Raw genomic sequence first — 17,918 nt, forward strand, 5'->3', positions numbered from 1 at the left:
AGCGTGAAACTTATTCATTTAACTCATCCACATGAACAAAATAAATTAGAATTACCACCTACTGTAATGGCATTAGGATTTTTTGATGGCATTCATTTAGGACATCAATGTGTAATTCGAACTGCGAAAAAAATAGCGGACGACCGAGGATATAAAAGTGCAGTTATGACATTTCATCCTCATCCATCTGTTGTTTTAGGGAAAAAGGATGCGCATGTGGAGTATATTACACCAATGCGTGATAAAGAAAAAATAGTCGAAAGCTTAGGAATCGATATATTATATGTGATTAAATTTGATGAATCATTTGCAGGGTTATTACCACAACAATTTGTAGATGATTATATTATTGGTTTAAATGTAAAGCATGTAGTAGCAGGGTTTGATTATTCATATGGACGTTTAGGAAAAGGAAAGATGGAGACTTTACCATTTCATGCAAGAGGGGAGTTTACACAGACTGTGATTGAAAAAGTTGAATTTCAAGAAGAGAAAGTAAGTTCTACAGCATTACGAAAGTTAATTCGAAATGGCGAAATGGAACAAATTCCATCTATTTTAGGTAGAGCCTATACTGTAGCGGGAACAGTTATACACGGCGACAAACGTGGGCGTCAAATTGGTTTTCCAACAGCTAATGTAGGTTTAAGTGATGAGTATTTATTGCCACCTGTAGGTGTTTATGCAGTGAGATTAAAAGTTCACGATGAATGGTACGATGGTGTATGTAATATTGGATATAAACCGACTTTTAAAGAAGATGAGCGTCAATTATCAATTGAAGTGCACTTATTTGAATTTAACAAAGATATATACGATCAAAATGTTACAGTAGAGTGGCATATGCGTATAAGAGAAGAGAAGAAATTCAATGGCATTGATGAGTTAGTTGAACAAATCGCAAAAGATAAGAAAACAGCACAAGAATATTTTGCGAGCGAAAAGAATATACTTGCTTTTTCAAATGAAAAGTAGTATTCTATGTTATGTACTTTATGACAACCATTGCTTGGCATTGCGACTCACCGACGCTTGCTAGGTAATTGGGGGTTTAATTAATAGGAGGTGAAATAGGATGGCTTTAACACAAGAGCGTAAAAATGAAATCATTGCACAATTTAGAACTCATGAGACTGATACTGGTTCTCCAGAGGTTCAAATTGCTGTCCTAACGGAGCAAATTAACACTCTAAACGAGCACTTACGTACTCACAAGAAAGATCATCATTCACGTCGTGGTCTATTAAAGATGGTTGGTAAACGTCGTAATTTACTAACTTACCTTCGTAATAGCGATATCACACGTTACCGTGAATTAATCACAAAGCTTGGCTTACGTCGATAGTCAAAGAAGCGGGAATATTCCCGCTTTTTTGTTAGGTAAAAATATATCTTCTACGCTTTATAGCTTACTTAATTTTAGGCAATACTAGAGGTAGAATATTGTGATATACTATCCATTTACATAGAAGAATTGAATACTTTAAATTGAGAGGGGTACTTAAATGAGTCAAGAAAAGCAAGTCTTCTCGATAGATTTAGCTGGTCGCCAGCTAACAGTTGAAACTGGTCAGCTTGCCAAACAAGCGAACGGAGCAGTATTAGTAAGATATGGCGATACAGCGGTTCTATCTACAGCAACTGCATCAAAAGAAGCTAAAAATGTAGATTTTTTCCCACTTACAGTAAACTATGAAGAGCGTTTATATGCAGTCGGAAAAATTCCTGGCGGTTTTATTAAGCGTGAAGGTCGTCCAAGTGAAAAAGCAATTTTGGCAAGTCGTTTAATCGACCGTCCAATTCGTCCGCTATTCGCAGATGGTTTCCGTAACGAAGTACAAGTTGTCAGCATTGTAATGAGTGTTGATCAGGATTGTTCTTCTGAAATGGCAGCTATGCTTGGTTCTTCATTAGCGTTATCGATTTCAGATATTCCATTTGAAGGTCCAATCGCTGGTGCGACAGTTGGTCGTATTAATGGCGAATTCGTTATTAATCCAACAGTAGAACAGCAAGAACAAAGTGATATCCACTTAGTTGTAGCTGGTACGAAAGATGCGATTAACATGGTTGAAGCAGGAGCAGATCAAGTGCCTGAAGAAACAATGTTAGAAGCAATTATGTTTGGTCATGATGAAATTAAACGTTTAATTGCATTCCAAGAAGAGATCGTAGAAGCTGTAGGTAAAGAGAAATCAGAAGTGAAACTTTATGAAGTTGACGCTGATCTTAATCAAGCTGTACGCGAAATGGCTGAGAAGGATATGCATTCTGCAATTCAAGTACATGAGAAACATGCACGTGAAGATGCAATTAACGAAGTGAAAAAGCGTGTAATTGAGCATTACGAAGCTGAGGAAGCTGACGCTGATACATTAGGACAAGTAAATGAGATTTTATATAAAATTGTAAAAGAAGAAGTACGTCGTCTTATTACAGTTGAAAAAATTCGCCCAGATGGCCGTAAAGGTGACGAAATCCGTCCTTTAGCATCAGAGGTTGGTATTTTATCTCGTACACACGGTTCTGGTTTATTCACACGTGGACAAACACAAGCATTAAGTATTTGTACATTAGGTGCATTAGGCGATGTGCAAATTTTAGATGGTCTTGGTGTAGAAGAATCAAAACGCTTTATGCACCATTACAATTTCCCATCATTTAGTGTTGGTGAAACAAGACCGATGCGTGGACCAGGTCGTCGTGAAATTGGTCACGGTGCACTAGGAGAGCGCGCACTTGAGCCTGTAATTCCATCTGAAAAAGATTTCCCATACACAGTACGCCTTGTATCTGAAGTATTAGAATCAAATGGTTCTACTTCACAAGCAAGTATTTGTGGTAGTACTTTAGCAATGATGGATGCGGGTGTTCCACTTAAAGCTCCAGTTGCAGGTATTGCAATGGGTCTGGTTAAATCTGGTGAGCATTACACAATTTTATCTGATATTCAAGGTATGGAAGATCATTTAGGTGATATGGACTTTAAAGTAGCAGGTACAGCACAAGGTGTAACTGCGCTGCAAATGGACATTAAAATCGATGGTTTATCACGTGAGATTTTAGAAGAGGCATTACAACAAGCGAAAATTGGTCGTGTGCACATTCTAAATCATATGTTATCTGTTATTGCAGAGCCACGTACTGAATTATCAGCTTACGCTCCAAAGATTATTACAATGACAATCAACCCAGATAAAATCCGTGACGTTATTGGACCAAGCGGTAAACAAATCAATAAAATTATTGAAGAAACTGGCGTTAAAATTGACATCGAGCAAGATGGTACAGTATTCATTTCATCAATAAATCAAGAAATGAACGACAAAGCTAAGAAGATTATCGAAGATATCGTTCGCGAAGTACAAGTAGGTGAGATCTACGAAGGAAAAGTGAAACGTGTTGAGAAATTTGGTGCTTTCGTTGAATTATTCAGCGGTAAAGATGGATTAGTTCATATTTCTGAACTTGCACTTGAGCGTGTAGGTAAAGTAGAAGACGTTGTGAAAATCGGTGATGTAATTACAGTTAAAGTTATCGAGATTGACAAGCAAGGTCGCGTAAATCTATCTAGAAAAGTATTGCTAAAAGAAGAGCAAGAAAAAGAAGCTGCTAAAGAAGAAAACAAACAAGAGCAGCAATAAGTAAAAGCCAGTTAAACTGGCTTTTTTTGTTATGTAAAAAACATGATGTTCATATATTTTTATGTCGGTATAGGTATAGTTTTCATTATAACGCTCAAATTAACAAAGATAAGAAGAAAATGTTTTTATATAGTTAATTTGGGAGGGTTTATATGAAAGTTCGTATATTGGCATACATATGTATATTTTCTTTATATGTCAGTTTAGGCTCTTATTCTGTTTTTGCACAAGATAACTTGCATGAAGAAATTCAAAAGCATGCAAAACAGTATGAGATTGCACCTCAAAATGCGATGATTGATAAAATATGGAAGGCAACACCTGGATATAATGGAAGACAAGTGGATATTGAAGCATCGTATAATAATATGAAGAAGCTAAAGGAATTTGATCAAAAATATCTTGAATTCAAAGAAGTCTCACCGAGTGTTCATTTGGAAGATTTATCACCAGCTCCAATTTATAGAGGGCATCCAAATAAAAAGATGGTAGGATTAACAATAAATGTGGCATGGGGAAATGAGTATTTGCCTCGCATATTAGAAATCTTGAAAAAGCATGATGTGAAGGCCACTTTCTTTTTAGAAGGACGTTGGGTGAAAGAAAATTTGCGGTTTGCAAAAATGATTGTCGATGCAAAACAAGAAGTTGGAAATCACTCATACACACACCCTAATATGAAAACGTTATCGTCAGATGAAATACGAGATCAGTTACAAAAAACAAATCGAATGATAGAAGTAGCAACGAATCAAAAAGTAAGATGGTTTGCCCCGCCGAGTGGAAGCTTTCGAGATGAAGTCGTAAAGATTGCAGATGATTTTCAAATGGGAACGATTATGTGGACTGTAGATACGATTGATTGGAAGCGACCTGAGCCGGATGTACTATTGCAGAGAGTAATGAGAAAAATACATCCAGGTGCTATCATATTAATGCATCCTACTTCGTCTACAGCAGAGGCTTTAGAAACAATGATTATAAAATTGAAGGAACAAGGATATAAAGTGGGGAATATAACTGAATTACTGGATGAAAAACGTGTGGATTAAATACATTTGCATGACATTCATCCTTAAACTTGTTATCATTAAATAATAGCGTTTTATTTAGAGAAACTGGCAGTAGGAGGAAAGTTTTTGATTAAAAAATATACTTGTAAAAATGGTGTAAGAATAGTTATGGAGAATATACCAACTGTAAGATCGGTTGCAATTGGTATTTGGATCCATGCGGGATCAAGAAATGAAAATGAAAAAAATAATGGGATTTCTCACTTTTTAGAGCATATGTTCTTTAAAGGGACAGAAACACGTAGTGCACGAGAGATTGCAGAATCATTTGATAGCATTGGTGGTCAAGTGAATGCATTTACTTCAAAAGAATATACTTGTTACTATGCAAAAGTATTAGATGAGCATGCTAAATATGCTTTAGATGTTTTAGCAGATATGTTCTTTAATTCAACATTTGATGAGGAAGAACTGAAAAAAGAGAAGAATGTCGTATGTGAAGAAATTAAAATGTACGAAGATGCGCCAGATGATATTGTGCATGATATGTTAACGAAAGCAACATATGAAACGCATCCACTTGGATATCCTATTTTAGGAACAGAAAAAACGCTTAATACGTTTACAGGTGATACGTTACGTCAATATATAAAAGATCATTACACACCTGAAAATGTAGTTGTATCAGTTGCAGGAAATATTGATGAAGCATTTTTACAAACAGTGGAGCAATATTTCGGTAGTTATGAAGGAACAACAAACCGTGAACAAGTACATAGCCCAATTTTCCATTTCAATAAGGTAGCCCGTAAAAAGGAAACGGAACAAGCTCATTTATGTCTAGGATATAAAGGCTTACAAATGGGACACGAAGATATTTATAACTTAATTGTATTAAATAATGTTTTAGGTGGTAGCATGAGTAGCCGTTTATTCCAAGAAGTACGTGAGCAACGTGGATTAGCTTACTCGGTATTTTCTTACCACTCTTCTTATGAAGATACAGGTATGTTAACACTTTACGGTGGAACAGGTAGCCAACAATTAGATACACTGTATGAAACAATGCAAGAAACATTAGAGACATTGAAAAATACAGGTATTACAGAAAAAGAGCTTATGAATAGTAAAGAGCAATTAAAAGGAAACTTAATGTTAAGTTTAGAAAGTACAAATAGCCGTATGAGTCGTAACGGTAAAAATGAATTGCTTCTTCGTAAACATCGTTCACTTGATGAGATTATTGAAAGTGTAAACACTGTAACAAAAGAAAATGTGGACGGATTAATTCGCAACATGTTTACTGATGAATTCTCTGCGGCACTTATTAGTCCAGACGGAAAACTTCCAAAAGGAATAAAACTATAATCGATTTTTATGATGTATCTGATAATAACCTTCTCTCTTTTTAAATGAGAGAAGGTTATTTTTTTATACATATAGAATAGGTACTAATTATAGACAATGCAAATGAAAAATTCAGTAGGGGAGTGGAGTATGTATGCGATTAAGTGAATTAAGTGGTAAAGAGGTTGTAGATATAGAAAAAGCGGAAAAAATGGGAGTCTTAGGTTATATGGATTTAGAGATTAATGAGAAAGACGGACAAATACAAACACTTATAATACCTGTAGGGAAGTGGGGAGGTTTTAAAAAGGAACCACAAGAAGTAAGGGTGGCATGGAATCAAATAAAGAAAGTCGGACATGATATGCTTCTTTGTGATAGTATAGATCGTTCAAATTCGGAGTGAAGGATGGCCATTTTGGTCATCTTTTTTTGTATCTACATAGAAACCTGATAAATCATATGTGCATTTGGATTTTCAATCACCATAAACTCGTACATTACATATGATGTGGAGGAAAAAGAAAAAGTAGGCACTTTTCTTATAAATGACAGAAAAAGAAGGTGAATTAGGGAATGTTGACTGAGATGCATATTGCTGTCATAGGAGGAGATGCAAGGCAGCTAGAAGTAATTCGTAAGCTAGTTGAATTGGATGCGAAACTTTCTTTGATAGGGTTTGATCAGTTAGATCATGGTTTCACAGGGGCAGCAAAAGAAAGTATACAAAATTTAGATTTCACTTCTGTAGACGCAATCATTTTGCCGGTTGCAGGTACAAATGCTAAAGGAGAAGTAGATACTATTTTTTCAAATGAAAAAGTTTCAATAACGAAAGAACAAATTGAAAATACACCAGAACACTTTACTATATATTCGGGTATTGGTACACCTTACTTGGAAAATCTCGTATCTACTACGAACCGAAAACTTGTTAAATTATTTGATCGTGATGATGTGGCAATATACAATTCTATTCCAACTGTAGAAGGTACATTAATGATGGTAATTCAACATACCGACTATACAATTCATGGGTCCAATGTAATGGTTCTAGGATTTGGTAGAACAGGAATGAGTGTTGCGAGAGCATTTCAATCATTAGGAGCCCATGTCAAAGTTGGAGCAAGACGATCTGAACATATTGCACGTATTACAGAAATGATGTTTTCTCCTTTTCATATGCAAGACATAGAGAAAGAAGTAGGGAATATCGATATTGTAATCAATACAATTCCGCACCTCGTTGTAACAGCGAATGTTATTGCAAAAATGCCAGCTCATACGTTAGTGATTGATTTAGCTTCTAAACCAGGTGGTACTGACTTTAGATATGCGGAAAAAAGAGGAGTCAAAGCGTTGCTAGCACCTGGATTACCAGGTATTGTTGCTCCAAAAACGGCTGGGCAAATTTTAGCAAATGTTCTTTCTCAGTTATTAGCAGCAGATGCAATTGCAAAGGAGGAGGAAAAGAAATGAGTTTGAAGGGGAAACGAATTGGTTTCGGATTTACGGGTTCACATTGTACGTATGAGGAAGTTATGCCGCACTTAGAAAAATTAATTGCTGAAGGGGCAGAAGTACGTCCCGTTGTTTCATACACTGTTCAATCAACAAATACTAGATTTGGAGAAGGAGCAGAGTGGATTAAGAAGATTGAAGAAATAACAGGTTTTAAAGCAATTAATTCAATTGTTGGAGCAGAGCCACTTGGACCTAAAATTCCATTAGACTGCATGGTAATCGCTCCTTTAACAGGAAATTCTATGAGTAAATTTGCAAATGCAATGACAGATTCTCCAGTACTAATGGCAGCAAAAGCGACGCTAAGAAATGGCAAGCCTGTCGTATTGGCAGTTTCGACGAATGATGCTTTAGGATTAAATGGGGTAAACCTCATGCGCCTAATGGCCACAAAAAATATCTATTTCGTCCCATTCGGTCAAGATGCGCCAGAGAAAAAACCGAACTCAATGGTAGCTCGTATGGAGTTACTGGAAGATACAGTATTAGAAGCGCTGCAAGGAAAGCAATTGCAACCGGTGGTCGTAGAAAAATTCAGATATATGAATTAAAAAACGAAAAAAAACGGACAATTTTTGATGAAACCATCATTCTTACTGTAGAATATGATAAAATTAACGTTATTAAGATTAGAAGGGGTATTGTATACTCCTTCTGATTCTAAGTTATAGAAGGATTGGTATCTAGAAAGGGGCATAGTGATGGAAAAGCAAAAAACTTTTCATGTCGCTGTAGTTGGAGCAACCGGCGCAGTTGGTGAACAAATGTTAAATACTTTAGAGAAACGAGAATTTCCAATCGGGAAATTAACGTTACTTTCATCTAAACGATCTGCAGGTAAGAAACTTGTATTTAAAGGCGAAGAATTTACAGTTCAAGAGGCAACTCCTGAAAGCTTTGAAGGAGTAGATATCGCACTATTTAGTGCTGGTGGATCTGTATCGAAACAATTAGCGCCAGAAGCAGCAAAACGCGGTGCGATTGTTGTTGATAATACAAGTGCATTCCGTATGACAGAAAACGTGCCACTTGTTGTACCTGAAGTAAATGAAAACGACTTAAAAGAACATAATGGTATTATTGCAAATCCAAACTGTTCTACAATTCAAATGGTAGTAGCTCTTGAGCCAGTTCGTCAGCAATATGGTTTAAAACGAGTAATCGTTTCCACATATCAAGCTGTATCAGGTGCTGGTGCGGCAGCTATTGAAGAACTTCATGAACAATCACAAGCAATCTTAAATGGCGAAGAAGTTAAGGCAAATGTTCTTCCTGTATCAGGTGATAAGAAGCATTTCCCAATTGCTTTTAATGCGATTCCACAGATTGATAAGTTCCAAGATAATGGATTTACATTTGAAGAAATGAAAATGATTAACGAAACAAAAAAAATTATGCATATGCCTGAATTAGAAGTAGCGGCAACATGTGTACGTTTACCAGTTGTATCAGGACACTCTGAGTCTGTTTACATCGAAGTAGAAAAAGAAGGCGTAACAGTAGCAGAATTAAAGAGCTTACTTGCAAATGCGGAAGGTATTGTTCTGCAAGATAATCCAGAAGAGCAGTTATATCCAATGCCAGCTACTGCAGTAGGTAAAAACGAAGTATTCGTTGGAAGAATCCGTAAAGATTTAAATAACGATAAAGGATTCCATCTTTGGGTCGTATCTGATAACTTATTAAAAGGCGCTGCATGGAATTCTGTTCAAATTGCAGAGCGCTTAGTAAAATTACAATTAGTGTAAACGGCTAAGAGAAGGTGCAAAATATGAAAATAATTGTTCAAAAATTTGGTGGCACATCAGTACGTGATGACAATGGACGTAAGCATGCGCTTCATCATATAAAGAAATCATTAGCTGCTGGTTATAAAGTAGTTACTGTCGTATCTGCTATGGGTCGTAAAGGTGAACCATATGCAACGGATACGTTATTAAGTCTTGTAAATCAAGAGGAATCTACTATTTCTAAACGTGAGCAAGATTTATTATTATCGTGCGGAGAGTTAATCTCTGCAATTGTTTTCTCTAATATGTTGAATGAGAACGGTATAAAAGCAGCAGCATTAAATGGTGCACAAGCTGGTTTTGTAACGAATGATGACTTTACGAATGCAAAGATTATTGAAATGAATTGCGATCGTATACATGAAGAGTTAGAAAATGTAGATGTAATCGTCGTTACAGGATTCCAAGGGCAAACGAAAAAAGGTGATACGACAACACTTGGACGCGGAGGTAGTGATACTTCAGCTTCAGCATTAGGTGTTGCACTTCATGCTGAATACATCGATATATTCACTGATGTAGAAGGTGTTATGACTGCGGATCCTCGTATTGTAAAAGATGCACGTCATCTTCAAACTGTAACGTATAACGAAATTTGTAACATGGCTTATCAAGGTGCGAAAGTCGTTCATCCACGTGCAGTTGAAATTGCGATGCATGCAAAAGTGCCACTTCGTGTACGTTCTACGTATTCTGATAGTGAAGGTACGCTTATTTCAGCATATGACGGTGCTACAAGAGGTCGTGATGTAGAAGAACGTCCTGTTACAGGTATCGCCCACGTATCAAACGTAACGCAAATTAAAGTGCTTGCAAAAGAAACGGCATATGATTTGCAACAACATGTGTTTAAAGAGATGGCGAACGAAGGAATAAGTGTCGATTTAATTAATATTTCACCTACTGGTGTAGCATATACGGTGAGTGATAATGTATCAAGTCATGCAGTTAAATTATTAAAGAACCTTGGATATGAGCCAATTGTGACAGAGCATTGTGCGAAAGTATCTATCGTTGGAGCTGGAATGGCAGGATACCCAGGGGTTACTGCGAAAATCGTTACAGCTTTAACGGAAAAAGGTATTCAAATCCTGCAATCGGCAGATAGTCATACAACAATTTGGGTTCTTGTAAAAGAAACTGATTTAGTGGAGGCTGTAAATGCATTACATAGTGCGTTTGAGCTTTCAAAAGAAAAGCAACTGGAACAATAAGGAGTGAGACCATGATAGATTTTGGGACAATTGCAACCGCGATGGTAACACCGTTTGATATAAACGGGAATATCGATTTTGCAAAGACAACGAAATTGGTAAATTATTTAATTGATAACGGTACAACAGCAATCGTGGTAGGAGGAACGACAGGAGAATCTCCTACATTAACTTCAGAAGAGAAAGTAGCGTTATATCGCCATGTCGTATCTGTTGTCGATAAAAGAGTGCCCGTAATCGCTGGAACAGGTAGCAATAATACGCATGCTTCTATTGACTTAACTAAAAAGGCAACAGAAGTTGGTGTGGATGCAGTAATGCTAGTAGCACCGTATTATAACAAACCGAGTCAAGAAGGAATGTATCAGCATTTTAAAGCAATTGCTGAAAGCACGCCGCTTCCGGTTATGCTATATAACGTTCCAGGACGATCTATTGTACAAATCTCCGTTGATACAGTTGTTCGTTTATCAGAAATAGAAAACATTGTTGCTATTAAAGATGCCGGCGGCGATGTGTTAACAATGACAGAAATCATTGAAAAAACAGCGGACGACTTTGCGGTATACAGCGGTGATGACGGTTTAACGTTACCAGCTATGGCAGTTGGAGCGAAAGGTATCGTTTCGGTAGCCTCTCATGTTATCGGAAACGAAATGCAAGAAATGATTACAGCATTTCAAGCAGGAGAATTTAAGAAGGCACAAAAATTACATCAATTACTTGTAAGAGTAACTGATTCATTATTTATGGCGCCAAGTCCAACTCCAGTAAAAACAGCGTTACAAATGGTTGGATTAGATGTAGGTTCTGTACGTTTACCACTTCTTCCATTAACAGAAGAAGAAAGAGTAACGTTACAATCTGTAATGCAATCTATCCCTCGTTAATAAAAAATGACCTAGTGTAGGACTAGGTCATTTTTTATTATATGCAAATCTTTTCCTCTTTTTCTTACTTATATGTGTTCTTATAAGAATATTAATCGCTTCTTCATTATGTGTATAAGAAAATAATCGTACCCCTTTAACTGAGTCAAAAAATGATAGATATTATGGCATAAACGTAATAAACTACGGTGTCTGTTTTTAGAGAAATCCCCTCAAATGTGACGTAATTCATAAAAAAACTCCATTTTGTAAGTGTTTTTGTTGGATTCTAGAAAAATAAATCTTGAAACTCCCTATTATGAAATGAATTTAGCGTATGTATGGCTAGTTCTTCAAAATAATATGGAGTATAAAATCGGAGTAAATATAAAGGAAATACGTTCGATACTTTTGTTGTCATTCCGTTCTTTTCCTCTTTCTTTCGCACGATTTAACTTGTGTTCTATTTCTTGTATCAGGTATAATATGGCTAAGTAGCTTAGTACGGGTATGCTTAGCAAAATTGGGAAAAATTATAATTTAATTAAATTTTCATATCATATCGAATAAGATATTTGATTTATATAATGAAAGAGAGGTGAAACCTGGTTTAAAAAATAAACAAGGACATGATATCGCATAACGGTAAGGACATTCGTCTTGGACGGTGAAAATATGGTGGTTGTAGAGTTTCCCCTGGTGTCTCTGCAATTTTAGTGAAATCAGTGTTTGCAAGATTTTTAAACCAGGCAACAACATGAAGAGAAAAGAGAATGAGTCTGTTAAAGTATTTGCTCTTGGTGGAGTAGGTGAAATCGGGAAAAACATGTACTGTGTTGAAATTGATTCTGAAATCTTTATCGTAGATGCGGGGTTAATGTTCCCGGGAGATGAAATGTTTGGAATTGATATCGTTATTCCTGATATTACATATTTAGTGGAAAATCAAGAGCGAGTAAAAGGTTTATTTATTACTCACGGTCATGAAGATCATATTGGTGGAATTGTGTATGTGCTTCGTAAATTATCTATTCCAGTCTATGCAACGAAATTAACAGTAGGACTTATACAAGAAAAACTTGGTGAAGCGGGCATGTTAGGCCGTGTAGACCTAAAAACAATCGATTCAAATTCAACAGTAGAGTTTAACACTACAACAGTGTCATTCTTCGGAACGACACATAGTATTCCGGATTCTGTTGGCGTTTGTTTCCATACATCAAAAGGTGCAATCGTATATACTGGAGACTTTAAATTCGATCAAACTCCAATTGGAAATAGTGGAGCAGATCTTGGGAAAATGGCGCAAATCGGAAATGAAGGTGTACTTTGCCTATTATCTGATAGTACAAATGCAGAGCGTCCAGGGTATACAGGTTCAGAAAAAGAAGTTGGTGTAGAAATTTCTAAAGTGTTCTACGGCGCAGAAGGTCGTATTATCGTTGCTTCATTTGCATCGAATGTACATCGTATTCAACAAGTATTTGATGCAGCTGCCGAAACAGGGCGAAAAGTAGCGGTAGTAGGACGTAGTATGGTGAAAGTAGTAGACATTGCAAGACGTCTTGGTTATTTAGATGTTCCAGAAGGTATGGTTATTTCATTACAAGAAGTAGACAACTTCCCAGAGAAAAAGGTAGCTATTTTAACGACAGGTAGTCAAGGTGAACCGATGGCTGCTCTATCTAGAATGGCAAAACAAGCACATAAACAAATTTCAATTCGTAAAGGTGATACTGTTATCATTGCTGCTTCGCCAATTCCGGGTAATGAAATATCTGTATCAAAAATTATTGATTTGTTATTTAGAGCTGGAGCTGAAGTTGTTTATTACGGCGAAAGAAAAGTTCACGTTTCAGGTCACGGTAGCCAAGAAGAATTAAAATTAATGTTAAATTTAATGAAACCGAAGTACTTTGTACCCGTACATGGTGAGTTTCGTATGCAAAAAGCACATGCGTATTTAGCTGAAGATGTAGGTATTACAAGAGAAAATATCTTTATCGTAGAAAAAGGCGATGTAATTGCTTTTGGTGACGATGAAGCGAACTTAGTCGGTAAAGTACAAGCTGGTAATGTTTTAATTGATGGATTAGGTGTAGGTGACGTTGGTAATATCGTTCTTCGAGATAGAAAGATGTTATCTCAAGATGGAATATTAGTAGTTGTTGTAACACTTGGTAAAGATGAAAAGAAAATTATCTCTGGTCCAGAAATCATTTCACGTGGTTTCGTATATGTTCGTGAATCAGAAGCGTTAATTGAACGATCTACAGAGATTGTACGTATGATTGTTGAGCAGTCAATTAAAGAATATTCGATTGAATGGTCAATGTTAAAACAAAATATTCGTGAATTATTAGGACAGTTCTTGTACGAAGAGACAAAGAGAAAACCTATGATTTTACCGATTATTATGGAAGTATAAAAAAGATCACCCTTATGGGTGATCTTTTTTTTCTTTTTAACCCTATCGAATGAAATTTATAACTTAAGAAATAATAGTTATATACGAGTGAAAGGGGATGCGAAATGACAGAACGTGATCGATATACAAATGAAGAAAAAGAAGCTGAGCCAAAAGAAGCTGGAAAAGAGGCTTCAATAGTAGAAAAAATTCAACAGCTTGGACAGACAAATGTACCACAGATGAATGAATCACGTATTCATTGTTTAACGATTATCGGACAAGTGGAAGGTCATGTTCAATTACCGCCGCAAAATAAAACAACAAAATACGAGCATATCATTCCGCAAATTGTTGCGATTGAACAAAATCCAAAAATTGAAGGTTTGCTGTTAATATTAAATACGGTTGGAGGTGACGTTGAAGCTGGACTAGCAATTTCTGAAATGGTAGCTTCACTTTCAAAGCCAACAGTATCTTTAGTTTTAGGTGGGGGACATTCCATTGGTGTACCGATTGCTGTTTCTACTGACTATTCGTTTATTGCGGAAACTGCGACGATGACAATTCATCCAATTCGTTTAACAGGTCTTGTCATAGGTGTGCCACAAACATTTGAGTATTTGGATAAGATGCAAGAAAGAGTCATTCGTTTTGTGACGAAGCACTCGAAAGTAACAGAAGATCGTTTTAAAGAGCTTATGTTTGCGAAAGGAAATTTAACGCGAGATATTGGGACGAATGTAATTGGTGGGGATGCAGTAAAGTACGGTCTTATAGATGATGTTGGTGGTATTGGAAATGCAATTCGAAAATTAAACGAATTAATCGATGTTCGCGCGGAAGGTAGTGCAGAAGGGACAATGTTACAATGATTTTATATACAATTATGCCAGAGCAACTTGTGTATCCGGCCGATTATTCACAATGTGAAAGTCAAAAAGTTGTAAATATAAATGGTGTGGAATTAATGGTTTCTGAAGAGGAACATGGGTGTTATTCTATTGTACGTGTGCTAAGTACGGACCCACTTCACTATTTAGAGTTTGAGCCAGGTCAGAAAATAACCTTTTAGCAAAAAGAAGGATTTTGTTTAGAAGCTATGGTATAATATAAAAAACAAGACGGTTGAGCAGCCATGAGTAGGCTGCTTTCTTCTGTTTATTTAGCATTTTACAAGAAGTGTAAAAATAGAAGATATAAAGACCTGAAAAATAGAGAAAACAGACATATAAATAGAGTGTTTTTAGGAGAGCTTTACTTATATGTAGAACACGAGGTGAAGAAATGGCAAAACAAAAGCAAAGAGGGACGAAGGCAAAGGCAAGACGTACGATAAAGCCAACTTTGTATTATGAAATCGTCGGTTTAACTCTTTTTGCACTTTCAATCATTACGATTTTACAGCTAGGCGTTGTAGGGAAATCGTTTGTGTTATTTTTTCGCTTCTTCTTTGGTGAGTGGTACATAATTGGTGTGTTAGGTGTAATAGCTTTATCGGTTTCCTTTGTTATAAAACGCGGATGGCCGAACCTTTTAAATAAACGGTTAATTGGATTTTATTTAATTGTATTGGCAATATTAATGTTTAGTCATATTACATTATTTAACCTTCTTACAAAAGATGGAGCAGTGCAAAATACTTCTGTTATTGTGAGTACGAAAGATAACTTCTTTCTTGAAATGAAAAAAGGGCCAGATAGCGTTCATTTAGGTGGTGGTATGTTTGGTGCGCTTATGTTCGCGACATGTTACTTCCTATTCGACGAAGTAGGAGCCTATATCATTGGAATTATTTTAGTTATTCTCGGGGTACTCTGTATAACAAATAAACATATTGGAGAAGTGTTAGCTCCAGTTGGTAGAATTCTTAGAAGTCAATTTCAAGTGATACAAGGGGATTATAAAGATTGGAGATCCAAAAGAACGGCTGAACAAACAGAAAAGAAAAAAACAACAAGAAGTACAAGAAGCAAACGTGCTGCAGAACAAGAAGAAGTTATTGAGCCGATGGAAGAAATCCAAATTGATCCGCCAATTATTTCAAATTTCACTGAGAATTATCCTGTAAATGAAGAAGAGGATAAACGAATTGAAGTAGAGCAAGAAGATTTGATCACTTCACCGTTTATTGAAGAGACTCCACCAATTGAAGAATCAAAGAAAAAGCGTGGAGAAAAAATCGTTGAATCGTTAGAGAGTGAAGCGCAAGCACCTCCTATGCAATTTTCAAATGTAGAAAATAAAGATTACAAGCTTCCTTCACTTGATATATTAAAATTTCCAAAGAATAAGCAAGTTACAAATGAAAACGCGGAAATTTATGAGAATGCTCGTAAATTAGAACGTACATTCCAAAGTTTCGGAGTGAAAGCGAAAGTAACCAAAGTGCATAGAGGTCCTGCAGTTACAAAATATGAAGTGTATCCTGATATGGGGGTAAAGGTAAGCAAAATTGTCAGTTTAAGTGATGATTTAGCCCTTGCTTTAGCTGCAAAGGACATTCGTATTGAGGCGCCAATTCCCGGGAAATCAGCTGTAGGGATCGAAGTTCCGAACTCAGAAGTTTCGATGGTAACGCTGAGGGAAGTTCTTGATTCTAAGGCTAATAATCATCCGGAAGAGAAGTTGTTAATTGGTCTTGGCCGAGATATTACAGGTGAAGCTGTATTAGCCCGTTTAAATAAAATGCCCCATTTACTCGTAGCTGGTGCGACAGGTAGCGGGAAAAGTGTATGTATTAATGGTATTATTGTTAGTATTTTAATGCGTGCAAAACCGCATGAAGTAAAATTAATGATGATTGACCCGAAAATGGTAGAGTTAAATGTATATAACGGTGTGCCTCATTTGTTAACGCCAGTTGTAACTGATCCGAAAAAAGCATCGCAAGCATTGAAAAAAGTTGTGAGTGAGATGGAACGTCGTTATGAATTATTTGCTCATAGTGGTACACGTAACATTGAAGGATACAATGATTATATAAAAGAACATAATAGTCAATCAGAAGCGAAACAACCCGAATTACCGTATATTGTAGTAATTGTGGACGAGTTAGCAGATTTAATGATGGTTGCTTCGTCTGATGTAGAGGATGCGATTATGCGTCTAGCGCAAATGGCTCGTGCTGCTGGTATTCATTTAATTATTGCAACGCAACGTCCGTCAGTTGACGTTATTACGGGTGTTATTAAAGCAAATATTCCATCACGTATTGCATTCGCTGTATCTTCTCAAACAGATTCTCGTACAATTCTTGACGGTGGTGGTGCAGAGAAGCTATTAGGTCGTGGCGACATGCTGTTTATACCAATTGGTGCATCGAAACCTGTACGTGTACAAGGCGCATTTTTATCAGATGATGAAGTTGAGAGAGTTGTAGAATATGTTATTGGACAGCAAAAAGCACAATATCAAGAAGATATGATTCCGCAAGATGTTCCTGATACGAAGCAGGAAGTAGAAGATGAATTATATGATGAAGCGGTTCAACTTGTAGTGGAAATGCAAACAGCATCTGTTTCTATGCTACAACGTAGGTTTAGAGTAGGTTATACGCGAGCTGCTCGTCTAATTGATGCAATGGAAATGAATGGTGTAGTAGGTCCATATGAAGGTAGTAAACCGAGAGAAGTACTCATTAATGATGTACAAGAAAAAAGTTCTTAAAAAAAGCCTAATTGTTTTTACAATTAGGCTTTTTTATATAGTGTTTTTGTTATATACTATACTCAGCAATAAAGAAAGGGCTTACATTTATAGGGTCCCTATAGAATACGAATACTTTGAGTATGTTTTATGTAAATGTTCGATATTTAATGCAGAAAAATGTTGGATTTTGTTGACACGTATGAGAGCAAGTGGTAAGATTACTTCGAAAAGAATCACTGCCTCATATAATCTTGGAGATAAGGTCCATAAGTTTCTACCTGGCAACCATGAATTGCTAGACTATGAGGGGAAAAGTGTGTAACAAAGGATGTAAAGGATCTTTGTGCCGAACTTTTTCTCGAAATGAGGAATGTTTATGGTGCAAAGTTTTTTTTATACAGTAAAGAGTGAAAATTTCATTTTAAAAAATTATTATTATTTATTCGACAATTGTGCTTA

The 17,918-nt window shown here is 36.3% G+C and carries 15 protein-coding genes and 1 riboswitch; all 15 genes read left to right on the forward strand.

What is annotated here, in order from left to right; genetic code table 11:
- Window positions 1-3: 3 nt before the first annotated feature.
- Window positions 4-975 (forward strand): bifunctional riboflavin kinase/FAD synthetase, encoded by a 972-nt coding sequence (gene ribF, locus MRP26_RS07825; RefSeq protein WP_000766703.1) that lies wholly within the window; start codon window positions 4-6, stop codon window positions 973-975.
- A 100-nt stretch (window positions 976-1,075) separates the two neighbouring features.
- Window positions 1,076-1,345: a 30S ribosomal protein S15 gene (gene rpsO, locus MRP26_RS07830; RefSeq protein ID WP_001229392.1), complete on the forward strand. Its 270-nt coding sequence runs from the start codon at window positions 1,076-1,078 to the stop codon at window positions 1,343-1,345.
- A 160-nt stretch (window positions 1,346-1,505) separates the two neighbouring features.
- Window positions 1,506-3,644 carry a polyribonucleotide nucleotidyltransferase gene (pnp, locus tag MRP26_RS07835; RefSeq protein WP_242806091.1) on the forward strand — a complete coding sequence of 713 codons (2,139 nt, stop codon included), beginning with the start codon at window positions 1,506-1,508 and terminating at the stop codon, window positions 3,642-3,644.
- 152 nt (window positions 3,645-3,796) lie between these two features.
- On the forward strand, window positions 3,797-4,696 hold the full coding sequence (locus tag MRP26_RS07840) for a polysaccharide deacetylase family protein (RefSeq protein ID WP_053563762.1): 900 nt from the start codon (window positions 3,797-3,799) through the stop codon (window positions 4,694-4,696).
- Window positions 4,697-4,783: 87 nt separating this feature from the next.
- On the forward strand, window positions 4,784-6,025 hold the full coding sequence (locus MRP26_RS07845; protein WP_242806092.1) for a M16 family metallopeptidase: 1,242 nt from the start codon (window positions 4,784-4,786) through the stop codon (window positions 6,023-6,025).
- Window positions 6,026-6,158: 133 nt separating this feature from the next.
- Window positions 6,159-6,410, forward strand: a complete 252-nt coding sequence (locus MRP26_RS07850) for a YlmC/YmxH family sporulation protein (RefSeq protein ID WP_001239757.1) — start codon at window positions 6,159-6,161, stop codon at window positions 6,408-6,410.
- Between the two features lie 170 nt (window positions 6,411-6,580).
- A complete protein-coding gene (gene dpaA, locus MRP26_RS07855) occupies window positions 6,581-7,483 on the forward strand; it encodes a dipicolinic acid synthetase subunit A (RefSeq protein ID WP_000954735.1) in 903 nt (300 codons plus the stop codon).
- Entirely contained in the window at window positions 7,480-8,079 is a 600-nt protein-coding gene (gene dpaB, locus MRP26_RS07860) for a dipicolinate synthase subunit B (RefSeq protein WP_000053596.1), read from the forward strand. The genes dpaA and dpaB overlap by 4 nt, the downstream gene beginning before the upstream one ends.
- Before the next feature lie 150 nt (window positions 8,080-8,229).
- Entirely contained in the window at window positions 8,230-9,276 is a 1,047-nt protein-coding gene (asd, locus tag MRP26_RS07865; protein WP_000414846.1) for an aspartate-semialdehyde dehydrogenase, read from the forward strand.
- 23 nt (window positions 9,277-9,299) lie between these two features.
- Window positions 9,300-10,532 carry an aspartate kinase gene (gene dapG, locus MRP26_RS07870; RefSeq protein ID WP_242806093.1) on the forward strand — a complete coding sequence of 411 codons (1,233 nt, stop codon included), beginning with the start codon at window positions 9,300-9,302 and terminating at the stop codon, window positions 10,530-10,532.
- 11 nt (window positions 10,533-10,543) lie between these two features.
- On the forward strand, window positions 10,544-11,422 hold the full coding sequence (dapA, locus tag MRP26_RS07875; RefSeq protein ID WP_000564763.1) for a 4-hydroxy-tetrahydrodipicolinate synthase: 879 nt from the start codon (window positions 10,544-10,546) through the stop codon (window positions 11,420-11,422).
- A 736-nt stretch (window positions 11,423-12,158) separates the two neighbouring features.
- Window positions 12,159-13,829 (forward strand): ribonuclease J, encoded by a 1,671-nt coding sequence (locus tag MRP26_RS07880; protein WP_000823089.1) that lies wholly within the window; start codon window positions 12,159-12,161, stop codon window positions 13,827-13,829.
- Between the two features lie 104 nt (window positions 13,830-13,933).
- Complete coding sequence (gene tepA, locus MRP26_RS07885; protein WP_000139807.1) at window positions 13,934-14,683, forward strand: translocation-enhancing protein TepA; 750 nt, start codon at window positions 13,934-13,936, stop codon at window positions 14,681-14,683.
- Window positions 14,680-14,883, forward strand: coding sequence for a YlzJ-like family protein (locus MRP26_RS07890; protein WP_000605020.1), 204 nt, complete (start codon window positions 14,680-14,682; stop codon window positions 14,881-14,883). The genes tepA and MRP26_RS07890 overlap by 4 nt, the downstream gene beginning before the upstream one ends.
- A 212-nt stretch (window positions 14,884-15,095) precedes the next feature.
- The gene (locus MRP26_RS07895) at window positions 15,096-17,477 is read left to right on the forward strand and encodes a DNA translocase FtsK (RefSeq protein WP_001118792.1); all 2,382 of its coding nucleotides are present in this window, start codon (window positions 15,096-15,098) and stop codon (window positions 17,475-17,477) included.
- Between the two features lie 203 nt (window positions 17,478-17,680).
- Window positions 17,681-17,782, forward strand: a riboswitch (purine riboswitch).
- Window positions 17,783-17,918: the final 136 nt, after the last annotated feature.

Source organism: Bacillus sp. CCB-MMP212 (genome assembly GCF_022748145.1).
Lineage (GTDB): Bacteria > Bacillota > Bacilli > Bacillales > Bacillaceae_G > Bacillus_A > Bacillus_A cereus.

What these genes read in the sequence shown, in the direction of transcription:
- rpsO (WP_001229392.1), top strand. Translation starts at nt 1,076, where the DNA reads ATGGCTTTAACACAAGAGCGTAAAAATGAAATCATTGCACAATTTAGA.
- pnp (WP_242806091.1), top strand. Translation starts at nt 1,506, where the DNA reads ATGAGTCAAGAAAAGCAAGTCTTCTCGATAGATTTAGCTGGTCGCCAG.
- MRP26_RS07840 (WP_053563762.1), top strand. Translation starts at nt 3,797, where the DNA reads ATGAAAGTTCGTATATTGGCATACATATGTATATTTTCTTTATATGTC.
- MRP26_RS07850 (WP_001239757.1), top strand. Translation starts at nt 6,159, where the DNA reads ATGCGATTAAGTGAATTAAGTGGTAAAGAGGTTGTAGATATAGAAAAA.
- dpaA (WP_000954735.1), top strand. Translation starts at nt 6,581, where the DNA reads ATGTTGACTGAGATGCATATTGCTGTCATAGGAGGAGATGCAAGGCAG.
- dpaB (WP_000053596.1), top strand. Translation starts at nt 7,480, where the DNA reads ATGAGTTTGAAGGGGAAACGAATTGGTTTCGGATTTACGGGTTCACAT.
- asd (WP_000414846.1), top strand. Translation starts at nt 8,230, where the DNA reads ATGGAAAAGCAAAAAACTTTTCATGTCGCTGTAGTTGGAGCAACCGGC.
- dapG (WP_242806093.1), top strand. Translation starts at nt 9,300, where the DNA reads ATGAAAATAATTGTTCAAAAATTTGGTGGCACATCAGTACGTGATGAC.
- dapA (WP_000564763.1), top strand. Translation starts at nt 10,544, where the DNA reads ATGATAGATTTTGGGACAATTGCAACCGCGATGGTAACACCGTTTGAT.
- MRP26_RS07880 (WP_000823089.1), top strand. Translation starts at nt 12,159, where the DNA reads ATGAAGAGAAAAGAGAATGAGTCTGTTAAAGTATTTGCTCTTGGTGGA.
- tepA (WP_000139807.1), top strand. Translation starts at nt 13,934, where the DNA reads ATGACAGAACGTGATCGATATACAAATGAAGAAAAAGAAGCTGAGCCA.
- MRP26_RS07890 (WP_000605020.1), top strand. Translation starts at nt 14,680, where the DNA reads ATGATTTTATATACAATTATGCCAGAGCAACTTGTGTATCCGGCCGAT.
- MRP26_RS07895 (WP_001118792.1), top strand. Translation starts at nt 15,096, where the DNA reads ATGGCAAAACAAAAGCAAAGAGGGACGAAGGCAAAGGCAAGACGTACG.